The organism is Qipengyuania sp., from assembly GCF_042095715.1.
Taxonomy (GTDB): Bacteria; Pseudomonadota; Alphaproteobacteria; order Sphingomonadales; family Sphingomonadaceae; genus Qipengyuania.
This window is the reverse complement of the sequence record NZ_JBELMO010000062.1, coordinates 1-18953: the sequence shown is the minus strand read 5'-3', so window position 1 is coordinate 18953 and position 18953 is coordinate 1. Positions and strand designations below refer to the sequence as shown.

Genomic DNA, 18953 nt, shown 5'->3' with positions numbered 1-18953 from the left:
CTCACCCGCCAACCGCTGCCCGTGGTGCCGACCGTGCACTACAACATGGGCGGCATACCCTGTAACTTTCACGGCGAAGTCATCGCCGGGGACAAGAGCGATCCCGAAAAGATCGTGCCGGGCCTGTTCGCCGTGGGCGAGGCGGCCTGCGTATCGGTACACGGCGCCAACCGCTTGGGCTCCAACAGCCTGATCGATCTGGTGGTCTTCGGCCGCGCGACCGGCCACCGCCTGCGCGACCTGATCAAGCCCGGCACCAGCCACGACGAATTGCCCGCCGACAGCGCCGATCTCGCGCTCAACCGTCTCGACCATTTCCGTAACGCCGCGGGCGCCACGCCGACGGCCGAAATCCGCGCGGAGATGCAGAAGGCAATGACGAAGCACGCCGCCGTGTTCCGCGACAGCAAGGGGCTGGAAGAAGGCGTGGTCGAACTGGAGAAGATCAACAAGCGGCTGGAGGACGTGCGCGTTTCCGACCGTTCGCTGATCTGGAACACCGACCTCATCGAGACCCTCGAACTCGACAACCTCATGGCGCAGGCGAACGTCACCATGGCGAGCGCGGAAGCACGCAAGGAAAGCCGCGGCGCGCATGCGCACGAGGATTTCCCCGATCGCGACGATGCCACCTGGATGAAGCATTCGCTCGCCTGGTTCGACGGCTGGGGCGGCAGCGGCGGCACCGTGACGCTCGGCTATCGTCCGGTGCACGAATACACGCTCACCGACGACATCGAGTACATCAAGCCGAAGAAAAGGGTCTACTAAACGTCGATCCGCTTCGACGAAGCGCATGAGGTTCATGCGTCGAAAAGGTTTACAAGCGTAGTCGATGTGTCTACAGGCGTAATCGTCTGATGGATTTCGACACGGGAGGAAGACTTGGCGAAGCGCGATGAGGTGATTGGGGAGCGGATCTCCGAAGCCGAGCATGCGGTGATGGAGGCGCTCTGGGATCAGAGCCCGCTTTCCGCAGCCGATGTGTGCGAACGGGTCTGCACCCAGCGCGACTGGTCGATGCCGACGGTCAAGACGCTGCTGGCGCGGCTCGTGAACAAGGGCGCGGTTGAGACCGAGGCGGAAGGCCGGCGCTTTCTCTACTCCCCGAAGATCGCGCGATCCGATTATGTCGGCACCGAGTCCCGCCGTCTGCTTGATCGGCTGTTCGGCGGCAAGCCCGCTTCCCTGTTCGCGCAACTGGCCGAAAGCGAGTCGCTGACCGACGAGGATCTCGTCGAGATGGAGCGCCTGCTGAAGGAGCTGAAGTCATGAGCGGATATCTCGTCGACACGCTGGTCTGGACGGGCGCGCTGATCGCGCTGGTGCTGGTTCTGCGGCGCCCGGTTTCCCGGCACCTTGGTGCGGGTGCCGCCTATGGGCTGTGGCTCCTCCCGATGGCGCGGCTGGTGATGCCGCCGCTGGTGCTCCCGGCGTGGCTGGCCCCGTCGGATGTCGCGCCAGTGTCTGCGACCGACATGCCTGCGGCGGACTTTGTGCCGGTCGCCTATGAGGCGGTGACTGCCGCGCCGGTCGCATCGGCTTATCCAGCTGAGGCGTTCGACTGGCAGGCCTTGGCCATCGCGCTATGGTTGCTGGGCGCCGCGATCTTCCTCGCCCGCCGTTACACGCTGTATTTCAGAATGCGCCGGGACTTGCTGGCGAACGCACGCCCGGTGGGAGAGTGTGGCCGGATCAGGCTGATCGAAAGTCCGGGCGCCGATGGCCCGGTGGCCTTCGGGGTGATCGACAAGGTGGTGGCTCTTCCGGAAGGGTTCATGGCAAATGCCAACCGCAGCGCCCGCGATCTCGCGCTGGCGCATGAGCTGGCGCACCACCGTGGGCGCGACCTGCTCGCCAACATGATCGTGCAACCGCTCTTCGCGCTGCACTGGTTCAATCCACTCGGCATCTACGGGTGGCAGGCGATGCGCCGGGATCAGGAAGCTGCCTGCGATGCCCGCGTGATCATCGGCCGCCCACGGGTCGCCCGCGCCGCCTATGCGGAGGTGATTGCCGGCTATGCCAAGAACGCCGCCCCCACCGCGCGGCTTGCCCTGGCCGCCCCGATGGCGTGCCCTGTCTTGGGCGATCGTTCGATCGTCCACCGGCTGAAGGCGCTGTCCATGAAGGATCCCACACGCCGCCGCCGCTGGTCCGCGCGAATGCTGCTGGCGGGCGCTGCACTGGCTCTGCCGCTTACCGCATCCATCAGCTACGCGCATGATGAGATACCGGACGCTCCGCTGGCGCCGGAGCCGCCCGAAGCGCCAATGCCTCCTGCGCCGCCGGCACCGCCCGCATGGGAAGACCACATGGGCACTATCCACGATATCGATGCCGAGCTTGCCCACCTCGAGCAGGGCAGCGACGGCCGCAACCGCTATGTCTGGATAGAGCGCTCCGACGATGGGCACTCGGTGAGGAAGCACGTCGTCGTGCGCCACGGCGATGCGATGACCGACCGGCAGCGCGAAGAGATGGAGCAGCGGCTGGAGGAAGCCGAGCAGCGCCGCGAGGAGGCGCAAGAGCGTCGCGAGGAAGCGGAACAGCGTCGTGAGGAGGTTCGGGACCGGATCGAGGAAGCGCACCTGCGCGCGGAAGAAGCCCGCGACCGTGCCGAGGAAGCCCGCGAACGAGCGGCAGAGGCATCGGAACGCCGCGCAGAGCAAGCCAGCATGCGCAGCGAAGTTCAGCTTGCGATCGCCGAAGCGCGCAGCTCCGCGCCGATTGTAAAGACATCGTGCCGGAGCGGGCAGCGCGAAGTCACGGAAACCGTGACCGACCGCAATGGCCGCGAAACCATCTATATCTGTCAGGCAGTGGCGTTCGACGAAGCCAGGCGGGGCCTTGCCGAAGCACGCCGCGAAGTGAGTCGGAACAGGGAGATGACCGCCAGTGCGCGCGCCGTGGCCCTGGGTTCGATCGACGAAGCTCTGCGTGGGCTCGGTCACAACTGATCCTTCCACCGTAAGTGCGAGGGGCCGGGCTTGGCTCTGGGCGAGCCCGGCCCCTTGTTCATGACGACAGTTCATATGGAATTCAGTTCATCGCTCTCACAGCACGGTTCGTCGCTAACGAGAGGTGGATAAATGTTTCGCGATCGATCCCCGGGCTTCAAGCTTTTCATCGCCGTTTGCGTCGGCGCGGCGCTGCTGGTGCCGCTTCTGTTCGTCTACGGCCTGGTTTCCGATCGCCAGACCCAGTCGCAGACCGCGCAATCGTCCATCACGCAAGGGTGGGGCGGTCCGCAGACCATTTCCGGTCCGCTGCTGGTGATCCCCTACAACCGCGAACGGCAGGTGACCGAGACCGATGGCAACCGGACCCTCGGCCGAACCGTCACCGAGCGGGCGGAGCTTTTCCTGGCGCCGCAGAGGCAGGTCGTGAGCGGCACCCTGACGCCCGAGGTGAAGCGCCGCTCGATTTACGAGACGGTCACCTATCTAGCCGATCTGAACGGGCAGGCCCGCTTCGAACTGCCCGACGATCTGGAGCGGATCGGCGTCCCGCGCGACAAGCTTCTGCTGGATCAGGCGGAGCTGCGCTTCGGGGCGTCCGACCCCCGGGGTCTTCAGGGCGGTGCCCGCGTTACGGCGGGAGGCGAGACGATTGCCCTCAAACCCGGACGCGGCCCGGCGGCGAGCGGCGGATCGGGTTTTCATGGCTTTCTCGATTGGGATGGCGCCGCGCCGCTTGCGGTCGACTGGCAGTTCTCGGTGCGCGGCAGCCGTGCGCTGGCGTTCGTCCCGCGCGGGGGCGAAACCGACATCCGGTTGAAGTCCGCATGGCCCCATCCGGGCTTCGGCGGCGACTTCATCCCCGCCGCGCGCCGTATAACCGGCGAGGGTTTCGACGCCCGGTGGCAAATAACCAATCTCGCCCTTGGCGAAGCGATGGTGACGCTGAGCGATCTCGGCCCCCCGGCCGTCGACTTTGCAGGCGGCATGGACATGCGGCCCATGGTCGAAGGCGCCCGCGACGAAGGGCAGGCCCATGCCGCCACGATCCGCCTGATCGATCCGGTGGACCTTTACAGCCAGGTGGATCGCAGCGTGAAATACGGCTTCCTGTTCATCGGCTTCACCTTTCTCGCCTTCCTGATGTTCGACGTGATCGGCGGCGCGCGCGTGGCGGCGGCGGAATATCTGCTGACCGGGGCGGGGCTGGTCCTGTTCTTTGTCCTGCTGCTGGCTTTTGCGGAGGTGATCGGCTTCACGCTGGCCTATCTGGTCGCCAGCGCGGCCATCGTGGGCCTGCTGACGGCCTATAGCGCGGCGGTGCTGGGCAGCTGGCGTCGGTCCGGCTTCATCGGGGCCTTGCTGCTGGGGCTGTACGCGCTGCTCTACGTACTGCTGAGCCTGGAGGCGTTTTCGCTGCTGATCGGGGCGGTGCTGATGTTCCTGGCGCTGGCCGCGGTGATGTACGCCACACGCCACATCGACTGGAGCGCGCGGCGCGAAGCTACGGCGGAAGAGCTCGGCTGAGCTATTATCTCAAGGTGACCGCCCGGCTCACGTGGCCGGGCGGACGGGCCAGGACCAGTCGGGCTAGCCCATGTTTACGATCGCATCGCACCTTCTGTCGTCGCCCTCCAGCCCCAGGCGCAGGGCCTCGCTGCGCTGCGCGCTGGTGCCATGGGTGAAGTTTTCGCTGCTCACCCGACCCTGCGTCAAGGCATCGTCGCCGATGGCTGCCGCGGCCTGCATGCCTTCCTCGATATCGCCGGGCTCGATCAGGTTGCGGTTCTTGCCCGCCCAGACCCCGGCGTAGCAATCGGCTTGCAACTCCATCAGCACCTGAAGCTGGTTGGCGCGGCGCGGATTTTGCGATTGCGCGCTTCTGATCTGGTCCGCGATCCCGGTGACCGTCTGGATGTGATGGCCATATTCATGCGCGATCACGTAATAGCGGGCGAAATCGCCCGGTGCGCCAAGCTGGCGTGCGAGCTGATCGTAGAAGCTGGTGTCGATATAGATGGTCTGGTCGCTGGGGCAGTAGAACGGCCCCATCGCCGCGCTGGCGTTGCCGCAGCCGGTCCGCACGCCGCCGCTGAACAGATCCAGCGTCGGCTGCTGGAACCGGTCGCCAAAGCCCTGGTCCTGGAAAGTGCTTGCCCATGTCTGGTTGAGCGATTGCAACGCGTTGCAGGCTTCGGTGGCATAGGGGCCGCTGGTGCAGATCGCCTGTTCGTCGGTATTGGCCGGGCCCGCCTGCTGCTGGGACTGCGAGACGTTTTCCACCATGCCGGCCGTCTGGAACGGGTCCATGCCGAAGATGAAATAACCGAGCGCCGCGATGACGATGGTGCCGCAACCCAGCCCCCCTGCCTTGCCCATGCCGCCGCCGCCGCTGGAGCGCACATTGATGTTGCCGGTGTTGAACGGGTTCAGTCGCATGGTTTGCCCCTCTTGAATTGACCGCGCCGCTCGCATTGGCGATGGCGACTTCGATGCAGCCTAAACGAGCGGAGGTCGAAATGTTTCTTACAGGAAAACGTGCCCTTGTCACCGGGTCCACTTCGGGCATCGGCCTCGCGGTGGCACGGGCGCTCCACGCCGAGGGGGCGGACGTCGTTCTCAACGGCTTCGGGGACGCGGACGAGATTGCGGCGCTGAAGGACGAACTTTACGCGGATCACTGGGACAGCGACCTGACCGATGTCGCCGCGATCGAAGCGATGATGGCGGGCGCCGGGGAGATCGACATTCTGGTCAACAACGCCGGGATGCAGCATGTCGCCCCGATCGACGAGTTTCCGGTCGACAAATGGGACAAGATCATCGCGCTCAACCTGAGCGCCGCCTTTCATACCATCCGGCTTGCCCTTCCGGCCATGAAAGAGAAGGGATGGGGGCGCATCATCAACACCGCCAGCGCGCACAGCCTGGTCGCCTCGCCGTTCAAGAGCGCCTATGTCGCGGCCAAGCACGGCATTGCCGGGCTGACCAAGACGGTCGCGCTGGAAGTGGCCGAAAAGGGCGTGACCGTAAACGCGATCAGCCCGGGATATGTCTGGACCCCGCTGGTGGAAAACCAGATCCCCGACACGATGAAGGCGCGCGGGATGTCGCGCGAGCAGGTGATCAACGATGTCCTGCTGGCCAAGCAGCCGACCAAGGATTTCGTCCAGCCCGAAGATATCGGCGCGATGGCGGTGTTCCTGTGCCGCGACGAAGCGCGCAATGTGAACGGCGCGAACTGGAGTATCGACGGCGGCTGGACGGCGGACTGATGGGTTGGCGCCTTGCGGCGCGCCCTGTGGTGAGAGCCTCTTGACAAAAATCACCTATTTGGTTATGTCATCTAAGTGGTTGAGCTGGCGAGATTTTCCTGACATTCCGCGAACGGTTTTGGCCTGAACTTACCGTGAACTTCCGTTCCTGTGCGGGCCGGTTGTCAGCCGGAGCGTGGAGGCTCGCGACCCTCTAGCTAATCGCGGCCCCTGTCGTTACATGGGCCGCCACGATTCTCCCCCCGCTGATCCGAAAGTGGCATTCATGGACATTACCCTCGGCCTGACCTTCGACGACGTGCTGCTGCGTCCGGCCGAAAGCGACATCGTGCCCTCCATGGCCGATACCTCGACCCAGCTGACGCGGGCGATACGCCTCAACATTCCGGTGATCTCCAGCGCGATGGATACGGTGACAGAAGCCGACATGGCGATCGCCATGGCGCAGCTCGGCGGGATTGGCGTGCTCCACCGCAATTTCGAGGTGGCCGATCAGGCCGCGGCGGTGCGCGCGGTCAAGCGCTATGAAAGCGGCATGGTGGTCAATCCCATCACCATCGGCCCCGACGCCACGCTGGGTCAGGCGCAGGAGCTCATGGCCGCCAACCGGATCAGCGGCATTCCGGTGACCGACCGCGACGGCAGGCTGGTGGGCATCCTCACCAATCGCGATGTCCGCTTCGCCGAAAACCCGCGCCAGCCGGTGCGCGAACTGATGACGACCGAGAACCTTGCCACCGTGCCGCTTGGCACCGGGCAGGACGAGGCGCGCCGGATGCTGCACCAGCGCCGGATCGAGAAGCTGCTGGTGGTGGACGATGCCGGCAAGTGCGTCGGCCTCATCACCGTCAAGGATATCGAGAAGGCGGTCGCCTATCCCGATGCGACGAAGGACGAGACAGGGCGCCTGCGCGTGGCGGCGGCGACCACCGTGGGCGACAAGGGTTTCGAGCGGACCGAGGCGCTGATCGACGCGGAGGTGGACGTCGTCGTGATCGACACCGCGCACGGCCACAACAAGGACGTGTCGCGCGCCGTGGAGCGGGTGAAGAAGCTGAGCAACGCGGTGCAGGTCATCGCCGGAAACGTCGCCACGGGGGAAGCGACCCGCGCACTCATCGATGCCGGTGCCGATGCGGTGAAGGTGGGGATCGGCCCCGGCTCCATCTGCACGACCCGCGTGGTGGCCGGCGTCGGTGTACCGCAGCTTACCGCGATCATGGAATGTGCCGAGGCGGCCGCCAAGGCCGGGGTGCCGATCATCGGCGACGGCGGCCTCAGGACCAGCGGCGATGCAGCCAAGGCTCTGGCCGCCGGCGCGAACGTGGTGATGGTCGGCTCCATGCTTGCCGGAACCGAGGAAGCGCCGGGCGAAACCTTCATTTATCAAGGCCGCAGCTACAAGGCCTATCGCGGGATGGGCAGCGTGGGCGCCATGGCGCGCGGCAGCGCCGACCGCTATTTCCAGCAGGACGTCAGCCAGCAGAAGCTGGTGCCCGAAGGGATCGAGGGGCAGGTGCCTTTCAAGGGTCCGGCGGCGGCGGTGGTTCATCAGCTGGTGGGCGGCATCAAGGCGGCGATGGGTTATACCGGCAGCGCCACGATCGAGGATTTGCGCACCCGCGCCAAGTTCGTGCGCATCACCAATGCGGGGCTGGCCGAGAGCCACGTGCACGATGTGAGCATCACGCGCGAGGCCCCGAACTACCCGACTCGATGATCGGTCGATGACACCTTCGGCGCGCGTACAATCGGCGATCGAGTTGCTCGATCGGGTGATCGAGGCTGCGAACGCGCAGGGCGCGCCCGCCGACCGCATTCTGGCCGACTGGTTCAAGGGCCATCGCTTCGCGGGCTCCAAGGACCGCCGGGCAATCCGCGAACTGGTCTATGGCGCGATCCGGGCCTGTGGTCCGATCCCGCAATCGGGCCGGGCCGCGATGCTGCGTGCGGCGGAGGCGGATACGGTATTGCTCCCCCTGTTCGACGGATCGCAATACGGCCCCGCGCAGGTTGCTCCCGAAGAGCCCATTGCCGATGGCGGCGTAGCGCCCGACTGGCTGGAGCGGCGGCTGACGGACTCGGGTGTGACCGCCGAGCAGGCGGCGGCCCTGCTCGATCGCGCTCCGCTCGACATCAGGGTCAACGCGCTGAAGGCCGAACGTGCCACGATCGCGCTTCCCGAGGCGGGCGAACCGACTGCCGCGCCAAACGGGCTTCGCTTCCCCCCCGGCCTGCCGGTCGAACAGTGGGACGCCTGGCGTGAGGGGCTGTTCGAGGTGCAGGACACCGGATCGCAGATTGCCTGCCTTGCGGTTGGCGCGCAGCCCGGAGAAACCGTGGTGGACCTTTGCGCGGGCGGGGGCGGGAAGACGCTGGCGCTGGCAGCCGACATGCGGAACCAGGGCCGCCTTATTGCCAGCGATACCGATCGCCAGCGCCTGTCCCGCCTTGCCCCGCGGGCACAAAGAGCGGGCACCTCCGTGGTCGAAACACGCCTGCTCGATCCGGGCCGCGAGATGGAAGCGCTGCAAGATCTCGCGGGATCGGTCGATGCGGTGATCGTGGATGCGCCCTGTTCCGGCACGGGGACCTGGCGGCGCAATCCCGAAGCGCGCTGGCGACTGACGCCCGAGGCGCTGGGTCGCCTGGCCGCGACGCAGGCGCATGTCCTCGACCTCGCCGCCGCGCTGGTGAAGCCGGGCGGGCGGATCGTCTATGTGGTCTGCTCGCTTCTCGATGAGGAGGGGGCGGGGCAATTCGACGGCTTCCTCGCTCGCCACCCGGACCTCGCTGCGAGGCCGCTGGCCCTGCCGCTCGGCAGCGAGCGCGGGAAAGGAATGCGCCTTACGCCGTTAAGCGATGGCACGGACGGCTTTTTCATCGCCTGTGCAGCTTAACCATGTTACGTCGCCCATGATATGCCTGCCTGGGCCGACATCGAGAATCAGACCCTCTTGGAGAGATTGATGCGCTACGCACCCGCCGCCGCCGCCCTTTCGCTGGCTTTAGCCTTGAGCGCGAGCGTGAGCTACGGGGCGGCACGCAGCCCGACACCGGCCGCCGCCGAGATGCTGGCGGAAGGCCAGGCTGCGCTTCAGTCCGGTGACACCAATGGCGCCATCGACGCGTTCGAATCGGCGCTCACGCTCGATCCGGGTTATACGCCGACCCTGCTCCGCCTGGCAGAGGCCGCGCGCGCCAACGGGCTGCAGGGCAAGGCCATCCGCTATTACCGCGAGGCGCTGGACCGCGAACCCGACAACGTCGATGCACTGGCGGGGGAGGGCAGCGCGCTGGCCGAAAAGGGCGCGATCGCCAAGGCCAAGGAGAAGCTCGCAAAGGTGCAGGAGGAATGTGGTAGCGCGACCTGCGCACCGGCGCAGAGCCTGAGCGTCGCGATCACGCGTGGCCCGATCCTGAGGGTCCAGACCGCGGAAGCCAGCATTCCCGAAACCGCCACTCCGCAGGCGAACTGAGACTTGGACCGGCGCAAGGCGCTGGGGCTGTTCGCCCTCGTTCCCGCCATCGCAGGCACCGCCGGCAAGGCTTCGGCATGCAGCATCGCGGTCGAATCCGCCGCCACTTACGCGGAGCGTCTGCCGCGGCTCGCAAAACTGTTCGAAGCGTGGTTCGCACGGGACGAGTTGCGGTTCCTCGGCACGTTCCATGGCCCTCGCGGGAGCGAAGATCTGCCGTCGGAGGACATGCTCCGGCAATATATCGCAGCCGCTGACGACCCGGAACCTCGGCGGCTTTTCGATACGATGTTCACCCGGCCCGACGATTACCGCTCGCTGCAAACGCTCAGTGCCGTCGGCGAATACGCATTCGCGGCGGTGAGCGAGCAGGCGCCCGGAGGCATCGGCCCCGATTGTTCGAACATGCCAATCTTGCACCTGTTCCTGATCGAATACCGGATGGGCCGGCCAGCTACGCTTCGCCTGATCGAAAGCGCAACCTGGTCGGGATACGGGCAGGTCGCTAACTGGTCGATGTAGATCAGACCAGGTCCCTAAAGGCTTCCACCACCGCGCGATAGACGCGCTTTTTGAACGGCACGATCAGCTCGGGCAGTTCCTCGGGCTCGACCCATTTCCAGTCGCAGAACTCGGGCGGATCGTGCGCTTCCAGGTTCACGTCGCCATCCGATCCGGTGAAGCGAGCGCAATACCAGACCTGTTCCTGTCCCTTGTACTTGCCGCCCCACAGCTTGCCGATAAGTTCGTCCGGGAGGTCGTAGCGGATGGGATCGTCCATCTTGCCGATGATCGACGCATGCGCTTCGGTAACGCCGGTCTCTTCGTGCAATTCGCGCAGGGCCGCTTCCCTCAGATCCTCGCCCTCATCGACGCCGCCCTGGGGCATCTGCCACCAGTCGCCCTCGCGGTTGTCAATCCTGCGCCCCACGAAAACGCGGCCTTCCGCGTTGACAAGCATCACGCCCACGCACGGGCGATATCCCAGGGTAGCTGCCTTGCTTCGTGCCATGGGTCAGCCGTGCCTCGCCAGCATCACCCTGATACCGTCCAGAAAGGCTTCGACATCCTTCTGCCCGCTGGGGATCGCTTTGCGCAGCGTGGTGAAACCATGAATGATACCAGGGAATTCGAGATACATGACATCGGTACCCAACTGGACAAGGTGCGCGGCATAATTGCGGCCCGAATCGCGCAAGGGGTCGAGCCCGGCGGTGCATAGCACCGTTGGCGGGGTGTTGGAGCAGTCCCCCGCCATGGGGGTGTGGCGCGGATCCTTCGGGTCGCCGTCATATTGTTCGGTGAACCACGCCATGGTGGCGCCCGTCAGCAGGAAGCCCTCGGAGAAATCCCTGAAGCTTTCATGCTTCCCGACATCGTCCGCGACCGGGTAGATCGGCGCCTGCACGATCACGGGCACATCGGCGGGGGACGCCTGCAGCGCGTTGGTAGTCACGATGGTCAGATTGCCCCCCGCGCTGTCACCGGTGATGACCAGGCCGGTCACCTTCCGCCCGAGTGCCTCGGGGGAGGAGGCGATCCATCGTGCCGCCGCCTCGCAATCGTCGGGGGCCGCGGGGAAGGGATGTTCGGGCGCCAGACGGTATTCGACGGAAACGACAGGCAGATCGAGATGGTGCGAAATCTCGGTGCACAGGGCGTTGTAGACGCCGATGTCCCCAATCACGAAGCCGCCCCCGTGGATGAAGACCACGCAGGGCCCCGGCTCGCGGCTTTCCTTCGTATCGTACAACCGCAGCGGAATGTCCCCCGCCGGGTCCGGGCAGGTCAGATCCCTGATAACGGCGAGGCTGCGCGCCTCCGCTTCGGCCAGCGAACCCAGCACGCGCATCTGCTCCCTGCCGGCATCGGCACCGACCTCTTCGACGCCCTGACTCCCCATGGCTTCGAGCATGTCGAGAAACCCGCGCACGTCATCGCGGACATAGTGTTCGGTGTCTGCCATGGCGCCTCTCCTGTCATTCTCGTTGTTTTTTGCAACCCTAGCGTGCCAATCGGGGTTTTCCATGCTGCAATTGTGGCCTAGCGTGAAAATCTTGCTTGCCGGAAGGGAGGCGGCTTCCTAGCTCGCCCGGCAGTGACGGGCGCTGGTTGCGCCATGATGAGGTATGATAATGGCGACCAAACAGGTCGAAATGCCGCAGCGCGCGGCGGAAGCTCACGAAACCGTAGTGGTCCGCTTCGCCGGTGACTCGGGCGATGGCATGCAGTTGACGGGCGGGCAGTTCACGCTTTCGACCGCGCTGGCGGGTAACGACCTCGCGACCTTTCCCGATTTTCCGGCGGAAATTCGGGCGCCGCAGGGCACGCTCTTCGGTGTGTCGGCGTTTCAGATCAATTTCGGCAGCCGTCAGATCGATACCGCCGGCGATGCGCCCGATGTGTTGGTGGCGATGAACCCCGCCGCGCTGAAGACCAATCTTTCCGCCGTGAAGCCCGGTGGACTGATCATCGCCGACACCGGCGCCTTTACCAAGCGTAACCTCGAAAAGGCCAAATACGACTCCAATCCCCTGGAGGATGGCAGCCTCGCCAAATACGACCTGCTGGCCTTCGATATTTCGGAGCGCACGGTCGAGGCGGTCAAACCGTTTGGCCTCGGCAACAAGGACGCGCTCCGGTCCAAGAACATGTGGACCCTGGGGCTGGCGTTGTGGATGTTCGGCCGTCCGCGCAAGCCGATCCACGACTGGCTGAACCAGAAGTTCACCAAGGCGCCCGATATCGCCGCGGCGAACATAGCGGCGCTCGACGCCGGCCATGCCTATGGCGAAACGGCCGAGCTGTCCGGCCCGCTGCGCCAGCTCCATCTCGATCCGGTGCCGAGCGCGCCCGGCCTTTATCGGACCATTACCGGTGCCGAAGCGGTGGCTCTGGGCCTGGTGGCGGGGGCGCGCTTGCTCAACCTGCCGCTGTTCTTCGGCGGCTACCCGATCACTCCTGCCAGCGCGATTCTTCATCATCTCGCCCGGCTAAAGGAATACGGCGTCACGACCTTCCAGGCGGAGGACGAGATTGCTGCCATCTGCGCCGCCATCGGGGCCAGCTATGCAGGCAGTCTGGGCGTCACCAGTTCGAGCGGACCGGGCATCGCCCTCAAGACCGAGGCAATTGGCCTCGGCATCATGACCGAACTGCCGCTGGTGATCGTCAACAGCCAGCGCGGCGGCCCATCGACCGGGCTTCCGACGAAAACCGAGCAGAGCGACCTGTATCAGGCCGTCTATGGTCGCAATGGGGACGCGCCGATGCCGGTGGTTGCCGCGCGTAGCCCCGCCGACGTGTTCGAATGCGCCATCGAAGCTTGCCGGATCGCGGTACAGTACATGACGCCGGTCATGCTTCTGACGGATGGCTATATCGCCAATGCGGCCGAGCCGTGGCTGGTGCCCGATCCCGACACGTTCGAGCGCATGCCGGCGACGTTCCTGGGCGAAAAGAACGCCAAGGACACCGATGGCGAGGACGTTCTGCTCCCCTACAAGCGTGACGAGAAGGGCGCACGTCCCTGGATCAAGCCCGGTACGCCGGGATTGATGCATCGCATCGGCGGGATCGAGAAAGCGGTCGAAACGGGCCACCTCGATTATTCGCCCGGCAACCATCAGGCGATGACCGATGCGCGTGCGGACAAGGTGCAGGGCGTAAATGTGCCCGACCAGACGGTCGAGCTCGGAGAGACCAGCGGAAAACTCGCCCTTGTCGGCTGGGGCAGCACTTACGGCCCGATCCATCAGGCGGTGCTGCGCGCGCGGCGGCAGGGAATGGACGTCAGTCATATTCACGTGCGCCACATCTGGCCGCTTCCCGCCAATCTGGGAGAACTTCTGCGCGGTTTCGACAGGGTGCTGGTGCCCGAGATGAACACCGGCCAGTTCAAGACCGTGCTACGCGACCAGTATCTGATCGACGCGCAACCGCTCACCAAGGTCAGCGGACAGCCATTCCAGATCGCCGAACTCGAAGCGGCGATCGCGACCTATTTCGATGGTATCAAGGGCAATGCTGGCGGTGAGGACATCGAGGCGAACGAGCAGCAGCTTCCCAACCCCGAGTCCGGCCACGATGACGGTACCACCCCGCGCGATCTGCGCATGATGCACGACAGGGACAACTGACGTGAATGACATGACCCCCATCACCACCACCCTCAAGGACTGGGAGACCGACCAGGAGGTGCGCTGGTGCCCGGGTTGCGGGGACTATGCGATCCTGAAGGCGGTTCAGCGCACGCTGCCGCAGCTTGGCGCCGACCCGGCGAAGACGGTGTTTGTCAGCGGTATCGGCTGTTCCAGCCGCTTTCCCTATTACATCGAAAGCTACGGCTTCCACACCATACATGGCCGGGCGCCTGCCTTCGCGACCGGGATCAAGCTCGCCAATCCCGATCTCGATATCTGGCTGGTGACTGGCGACGGGGATGGATTGTCCATTGGCGGCAATCACTTGATGCATGTTCTTCGGCGCAATGTGAACATGCAAATCATGCTGTTCAACAACGAGATTTATGGCCTCACCAAGGGCCAGTATTCGCCCACGAGCCGCGAAGGCACCAGAAGCCCGTCCACGCCGCTGGGATCGGTCGATCACCCTGCGCGGCCCTGCGCCTTCGCACTCGGGGCGGGCGCGCGTTTCGTGGCGCGCGGGTTCGATGTCTCGAAGAAGCTGCCCGAAGTTCTCACGGCGGCGCACGCCCACAAGGGCGCGGCCTTCGTGGAGATCTTTCAGAACTGCATCGTCTACAACAAGGACGTGTTCGACGATTTCGCCGCCCCCAAGGGTGCGGAGGATCGCCAGCTTTGGCTGGAGGATGGCGAACCGATGCTGTTCGCAGGTGGAAAACTTGGGCTTACCCTAAACCGCGAGACGCTGCGGCTCGGGGTGGTCGACGTGGTCGATGGCGATTGGGAAGGGGCCAAAGTCATCGTCCACGATGTCACCAATCGCACGATTGCGCACATGCTGGTGGAGATGCCTTTCGGACCCTTCCCGATGGCGCTCGGTGTTCTTTACGATGATCCCACACCGACCTTCGAGGAAGGGGTCATCGCGGATCGGGAGAGGGCGATCGCTGGCAAGGAACCGAACCTCTCGCGCCTGCTCGCATCCGGGCAAACGTGGACTGTCGATGGGACCGCACAAGACCCAGTCTGACCGCCTGACCTTTGGAAATTTGAACAAATTCGATAGTCCTGCGTTGTTTGAGCGAAGGCTTCGCGCCTTGGCGGAAGGGGGATCACCCCTCGCCTTTTCAAGCAACCCAGGAGATAATTCGTGAAGAATACTATTGGAATCGCACTTGCTTCGGCCGGTCTGCTCGCCCTTTCTGCCTGTGGGGAGCCCGATGCCGACGACACCGCGATGGATACGCCAGCCACTGAGATGACGACCGAGACCACCATGATGGACGACGCCTATCCGGTCGGCGGTGACATGAATGAGACACAGCAGGCGGCCTATGATTCCATGGATTGGCAGGCAGTTAGCGACGAGTACGACGCCAACACCGATGCCATGATGCAGGAATCGGCCAGCGGCGGCGGGACGATGAGTGGCGACACGCAGAACTCGTCGAGCGAACAGACAACGAATGGCAATGAAGATTCATCCGTCATGACGATGCCGCCGCGCGCAGAGATGGATTTTGCCTTCCTCGACCGGAACGACGACGGGAAACTGTCGACGGCGGAATATGCCATCTGGGCAGTGCCGGCGAATCCGACGAAGCCCAAGCCCAATGACGCGACGAAGCCGTATCTGACGCAGGATCAGATCAACAAGGCGGGGCAGACGTTCTTCTATTTCGATCAGGATGGGGACACCTATCTCCAGCCGGAAGAGTTCCAGAACGCGCGGACATCGGCCGTCACACCCAGCTAATTCGCCACGGCAATCGCCACGGAAAGCGGTGCCCGCAAGGGTGCCGCTTTTTCCCGTTGCGGGCTGGAGAGGGGCTGGGGAAAACCCACTGACGGCAATTGAGCGACTCGGGGCGGGCGGCATAGCTTCGCGCCATGACGGACACCTTCGTCGCCCTGTCTGATCCCACCCGCCGCACGCTGCTCGACCGGCTGAGTGCGGAGGGCGGGCTGACGCTTTCGGAACTTGGCGCGGGCCTGCCTATGACCCGGCAGGCGGTGGCCAAGCATCTGGCAATCCTTGAGAAGGCCGAACTCGTCGCCTCTCAACGAGACGGTCGGTGCAAACGTCATTATCTCAATCCGCTGCCGCTGGCGAAAATGGCGCGGCGCTGGCTCACGCGGTTCGAGGATGTGCCCCTTGCCGCCATGGCTGGTTTCGCCCAGGACGAGCCGCGCCTGCACTGAAGCTGTCGATCACCCGCTTGATCACACTGACGAATGGGCGGGTCGCCGAAGGAATCGCGCAGTCTCAACTATAGCTCAGCACTTCGAATTCGATTCCGTCGGAGTCGAGGAAATAGAAGCTGCGCGGACCCGGATCGTAGGCCGAGAGATTGAAAGGCTCGTATCCCACCGCCCGTACGATCGCCTCCGCAGCGGCGAGATCGGTCACCGCGATCCCGATGTGGTTCATCGGCGCGCCCTTGGCGAAGCCGCCCGAGACGGCGGGATTGGAGTAGATCGCGATATAAGCATCCGCGCTGCCCAGGTGGATGGTGCGACCGCCGTTCATCGCCGGCCCTTCCCAGCGGCGGGTCCAGCCCGTCAGCCTTTCGAGCATATCGGCCGTCCGGTGGGGATCGCTGACCGAGATATTAACGTGTTCGAGGCGGGCCTGTTCGGGGCGGGCTGGCGCGGTGGAAATGTGGCTCATCGGCGTTCTCCTGATGGTGTTCGAATCGGAACGCTGCGCATGATGCAACCTCAAGCTGACTTGAGGTCAAGGTTGGAAAGAGTTATCACCGTGATCGATGCAGGCGAGCGATATCCTCACGATCGGCGATCTGGCGCGCCGCACCGGAATCAGCGTCTCGGCAATCCGCTATTACGAGGAGAAGGGCCTGGTCGAGGCGCTGCGCACCGGGGGCAATCAGCGGCGTTTCCTGCGCGCGGACATCCGTCGGCTGAGCTTCATCCTGATCGCGCAGAAGATGGGCCTGTCGCTGGACGAGATCGGGGCCGCACTCGCGCGGCTACCGCAGGGCCGGACCCCCAATGCACGCGACTGGTCTCAGATCAGCCACGAAATCCGCAATCGGCTGAACAATGAAATCCACCGCCTCCAGACAATCAGGCAGGATCTGGACGGCTGCATCGGCTGCGGCTGCCTCAGCCTGAAAAGTTGCGCGCTCTACAATCGCGACGACAAGTGGGGGGCAAAGCGCGCCGGCCCGCGGGTGTTGCGATAGCCGCGGTTTATCGCCTACGAGACAAAATCTCATCGGGTGAACCCCCACCCGTCCGAAACACATTCTTCACGGAGTTCATCTTTCATGCGCAAGACCATTGCCCTTCCGCTTCTTCTTGCCGGAACGGCCGCCGGCGCCCCGCCACTGGCAGCGGAAGAAGGCATGTTCACCCCCGACCAGTTACCGCTTATCGCGGACGATCTTCGCGAGAAGGGTCTTGAGATCGATCCCCGGCGGCTGACCGACCTGACCGAATTTCCGATGGGCGCGATCGTCTCCCTTGGCGGCTGTTCGGCCAGCTTCGTATCGCCCGAGGGCCTGGTGGTGACCAACCACCACTGCGCGCGCGGTTCGGTGCAGTACAATTCCACCGCCGAGAACAACTATCTGGAAAACGGCTTCATCGCGCGCAGCAAGGCCGACGAGCTGCAGGCCGCCCCCGGATCGCGCATATATGTGACGGTGGAGGTTACCGATGTCACCGATCGGATGCGCAGCGGGACCGATCGTCTGGCGCCGCGCGCGCGTTACGACCTGATCGAGCAGCGCGATAAGGATCTGGTCGCCGAATGCGAGCAGGATGCCGGGCACCGCTGCCAGGTCGCGAGCTTCTACGGCGGTGCGCAGTACAAGCTTATCAAGCGGCTGGAGGTGCGGGACGTGCGCCTGGTCTATGCCCCTGCCGACAGCATCGGGAAGTACGGTGGCGATATCGACAACTGGATGTGGCCGCGCCACACCGGCGATTTCTCATTCTATCGCGCCTATGTGGCCCCCGATGGCTCGGCGGCGGATTTCGCCAAGGAAAACGTCCCTTATCGTCCCAAGCATCATCTTAAGGTGAGCGCGGGCGGCTTGAAGGAAGGCGATTTCGTCATGGCGGCCGGCTACCCGGGTCGCACGTCGCGCTATGCACGGCTGGGCGATGTCGAAAACACTTTTGGCTGGGAATATCCCATGTCGGTGGCGCTCTACAACGACTGGATCGATACCATCGAAGAGGCTGCGCCCGAAGGGTCCGACGCGCGGGTGAAATATGAATCGCGCCTCGCCAGCCTCAACAATGTGGAAAAGAACCTGCGCGGTCAGATCGATGGCGCGCGCCGGGTCGGGCTGATCGACCGGCGGCGCGAGCGCGAACAGGCGCTGGACGCCTGGATCGCGGGCGACGCGAAGCGCGCGGGTTATGCTACCGCGATCCGCGATCTCGATACGCTGACTGCCGATACGGCGGCCGAAGGTCGCAAGAACCTGGCCTATAATCTCGCCACCAATTCGCAGCTTCTGAGCGCGGCGCAGCGCGTTTATCGCCTGGCCAAGGAACGGCAAAAGCCCGATGCCGAGCGCGAGCCAGGCTATCAGGACCGCGATCTCACCTTTATTCGTCAGGGGCTTCAGGCGCTGGACCGCCGGTTCGACCCCACGGTCGAAAAGGCAGAATGGATGCTATTCCTCGGTCGCTATCTGGACCAGCCAGCCGATCAGAGGGTCGACGCGCTCGACAAGGCGCTGGGGCTGACGGGCACGGTCGATCGCGCCGCTTTGCAGCGCAGGATCGACGGCCTGTACGAAGCCACCCAGCTTGACGAGGCGGAGCGGCGGCTCGCACTGATGGATGCCACCCCGGCCCAGATCGAGGCGAGCGACGATCCCCTCCTAAAGCTGGCGGTGGCGCTCTACGATTACGAATTGAGCCTGGAGAATGCGGAGAAGGAACGCGCCGGGCGGTCGCTGGCGCTGCGCCCCGCCTATATGGAGGCGATCACGCAGTGGCAGAAGGCCAATGGCACCATCGCATATCCGGACGCCAACAGCACGCTACGCGTCACTTACGTACTTTTCTCAGCTAGCGCCAGAAGAGGGCTCTCAAGGCGAAGATATTGAGGTG

Annotated in this window: 18 protein-coding genes and 1 pseudogene; 15 read left to right on the top strand and 4 right to left on the bottom strand. The window is 64.5% G+C overall.

Features of this window, described 5'->3' with window-relative positions:
- The 4 genes from ACFDTG_RS13055 to creD all read left to right on the top strand — a co-directional run.
- A partial coding sequence (locus ACFDTG_RS13055) for an FAD-binding protein (protein ID WP_375291471.1) occupies positions 1-771 on the top strand: 771 nt, incomplete at its 5' end.
- A 114-nt stretch (positions 772-885) separates the two neighbouring features.
- Positions 886-1275, top strand: coding sequence for a BlaI/MecI/CopY family transcriptional regulator (locus ACFDTG_RS13050; protein ID WP_375291470.1), 390 nt, complete (start codon positions 886-888; stop codon positions 1273-1275).
- Positions 1272-2960: a M56 family metallopeptidase gene (locus tag ACFDTG_RS13045; RefSeq protein ID WP_375291469.1), complete on the top strand. Its 1689-nt coding sequence runs from the start codon at positions 1272-1274 to the stop codon at positions 2958-2960. The genes ACFDTG_RS13050 and ACFDTG_RS13045 overlap by 4 nt, the downstream gene beginning before the upstream one ends.
- Before the next feature lie 132 nt (positions 2961-3092).
- Positions 3093-4487 carry a cell envelope integrity protein CreD gene (gene creD / locus ACFDTG_RS13040; protein ID WP_375291468.1) on the top strand — a complete coding sequence of 465 codons (1395 nt, stop codon included), beginning with the start codon at positions 3093-3095 and terminating at the stop codon, positions 4485-4487.
- A 63-nt stretch (positions 4488-4550) separates the two neighbouring features.
- Here the strand turns inward: creD and ACFDTG_RS13035 are convergent, their stop codons facing one another.
- Positions 4551-5399 (bottom strand): neutral zinc metallopeptidase, encoded by an 849-nt coding sequence (locus tag ACFDTG_RS13035; protein ID WP_375291467.1) that lies wholly within the window; start codon positions 5397-5399, stop codon positions 4551-4553.
- Positions 5400-5479: 80 nt separating this feature from the next.
- Between ACFDTG_RS13035 and ACFDTG_RS13030 the strand changes: the two genes are divergently transcribed.
- The 5 genes from ACFDTG_RS13030 to ACFDTG_RS13010 all read left to right on the top strand — a co-directional run bounded on the left by ACFDTG_RS13030 (position 5480) and on the right by ACFDTG_RS13010 (position 10236).
- Positions 5480-6235 carry a 3-hydroxybutyrate dehydrogenase gene (locus ACFDTG_RS13030; protein WP_375291472.1) on the top strand — a complete coding sequence of 252 codons (756 nt, stop codon included), beginning with the start codon at positions 5480-5482 and terminating at the stop codon, positions 6233-6235.
- Between the two features lie 265 nt (positions 6236-6500).
- Positions 6501-7955, top strand: coding sequence for an IMP dehydrogenase (gene guaB, locus ACFDTG_RS13025; protein WP_375291466.1), 1455 nt, complete (start codon positions 6501-6503; stop codon positions 7953-7955).
- 7 nt (positions 7956-7962) lie between these two features.
- On the top strand, positions 7963-9135 hold the full coding sequence (locus ACFDTG_RS13020) for an RsmB/NOP family class I SAM-dependent RNA methyltransferase (RefSeq protein WP_375291465.1): 1173 nt from the start codon (positions 7963-7965) through the stop codon (positions 9133-9135).
- A 69-nt stretch (positions 9136-9204) separates the two neighbouring features.
- Positions 9205-9714, top strand: coding sequence for a tetratricopeptide repeat protein (locus ACFDTG_RS13015; protein ID WP_375291464.1), 510 nt, complete (start codon positions 9205-9207; stop codon positions 9712-9714).
- Between the two features lie 3 nt (positions 9715-9717).
- The gene (locus tag ACFDTG_RS13010; protein ID WP_375291463.1) at positions 9718-10236 is read left to right on the top strand and encodes a hypothetical protein; all 519 of its coding nucleotides are present in this window, start codon (positions 9718-9720) and stop codon (positions 10234-10236) included.
- A 1-nt stretch (position 10237) separates the two neighbouring features.
- On the opposite strand, the gene ACFDTG_RS13005 is transcribed toward ACFDTG_RS13010, so the two are convergent.
- Together ACFDTG_RS13005 and ACFDTG_RS13000 are read right to left on the bottom strand one after the other, a co-directional pair.
- On the bottom strand, positions 10238-10726 hold the full coding sequence (locus tag ACFDTG_RS13005) for an RNA pyrophosphohydrolase (RefSeq protein ID WP_375291462.1): 489 nt from the start codon (positions 10724-10726) through the stop codon (positions 10238-10240).
- 3 nt (positions 10727-10729) lie between these two features.
- Positions 10730-11680 carry an alpha/beta hydrolase gene (locus tag ACFDTG_RS13000; RefSeq protein WP_375291461.1) on the bottom strand — a complete coding sequence of 317 codons (951 nt, stop codon included), beginning with the start codon at positions 11678-11680 and terminating at the stop codon, positions 10730-10732.
- A gap of 169 nt (positions 11681-11849) precedes the next feature.
- On the opposite strand from ACFDTG_RS13000, the gene ACFDTG_RS12995 reads away from it, so the two are divergent.
- The 4 genes from ACFDTG_RS12995 to ACFDTG_RS12980 all read left to right on the top strand — a co-directional run bounded on the left by ACFDTG_RS12995 (position 11850) and on the right by ACFDTG_RS12980 (position 16061).
- On the top strand, positions 11850-13853 hold the full coding sequence (locus tag ACFDTG_RS12995) for a 2-oxoacid:acceptor oxidoreductase subunit alpha (RefSeq protein WP_375291460.1): 2004 nt from the start codon (positions 11850-11852) through the stop codon (positions 13851-13853).
- A 1-nt stretch (position 13854) separates the two neighbouring features.
- Complete coding sequence (locus tag ACFDTG_RS12990) at positions 13855-14889, top strand: 2-oxoacid:ferredoxin oxidoreductase subunit beta (RefSeq protein ID WP_375291459.1); 1035 nt, start codon at positions 13855-13857, stop codon at positions 14887-14889.
- 120 nt (positions 14890-15009) lie between these two features.
- Positions 15010-15615, top strand: coding sequence for a hypothetical protein (locus tag ACFDTG_RS12985; protein WP_375291458.1), 606 nt, complete (start codon positions 15010-15012; stop codon positions 15613-15615).
- Between the two features lie 134 nt (positions 15616-15749).
- Complete coding sequence (locus tag ACFDTG_RS12980; RefSeq protein ID WP_375291457.1) at positions 15750-16061, top strand: ArsR/SmtB family transcription factor; 312 nt, start codon at positions 15750-15752, stop codon at positions 16059-16061.
- A gap of 64 nt (positions 16062-16125) precedes the next feature.
- On the opposite strand, the gene ACFDTG_RS12975 is transcribed toward ACFDTG_RS12980, so the two are convergent.
- Positions 16126-16530, bottom strand: a complete 405-nt coding sequence (locus tag ACFDTG_RS12975; protein ID WP_375291456.1) for a VOC family protein — start codon at positions 16528-16530, stop codon at positions 16126-16128.
- Positions 16531-16627: 97 nt separating this feature from the next.
- Here ACFDTG_RS12975 and soxR point away from each other — a divergent pair, with 97 nt between their 5' ends.
- Positions 16628-17065, top strand: coding sequence for a redox-sensitive transcriptional activator SoxR (gene soxR / locus ACFDTG_RS12970; RefSeq protein ID WP_375291455.1), 438 nt, complete (start codon positions 16628-16630; stop codon positions 17063-17065).
- An 84-nt stretch (positions 17066-17149) separates the two neighbouring features.
- Positions 17150-18898: pseudogene (locus ACFDTG_RS12965) on the top strand (S46 family peptidase); the annotation flags it as partial.
- Between the last annotated feature and the right edge of the window lie 55 nt (positions 18899-18953).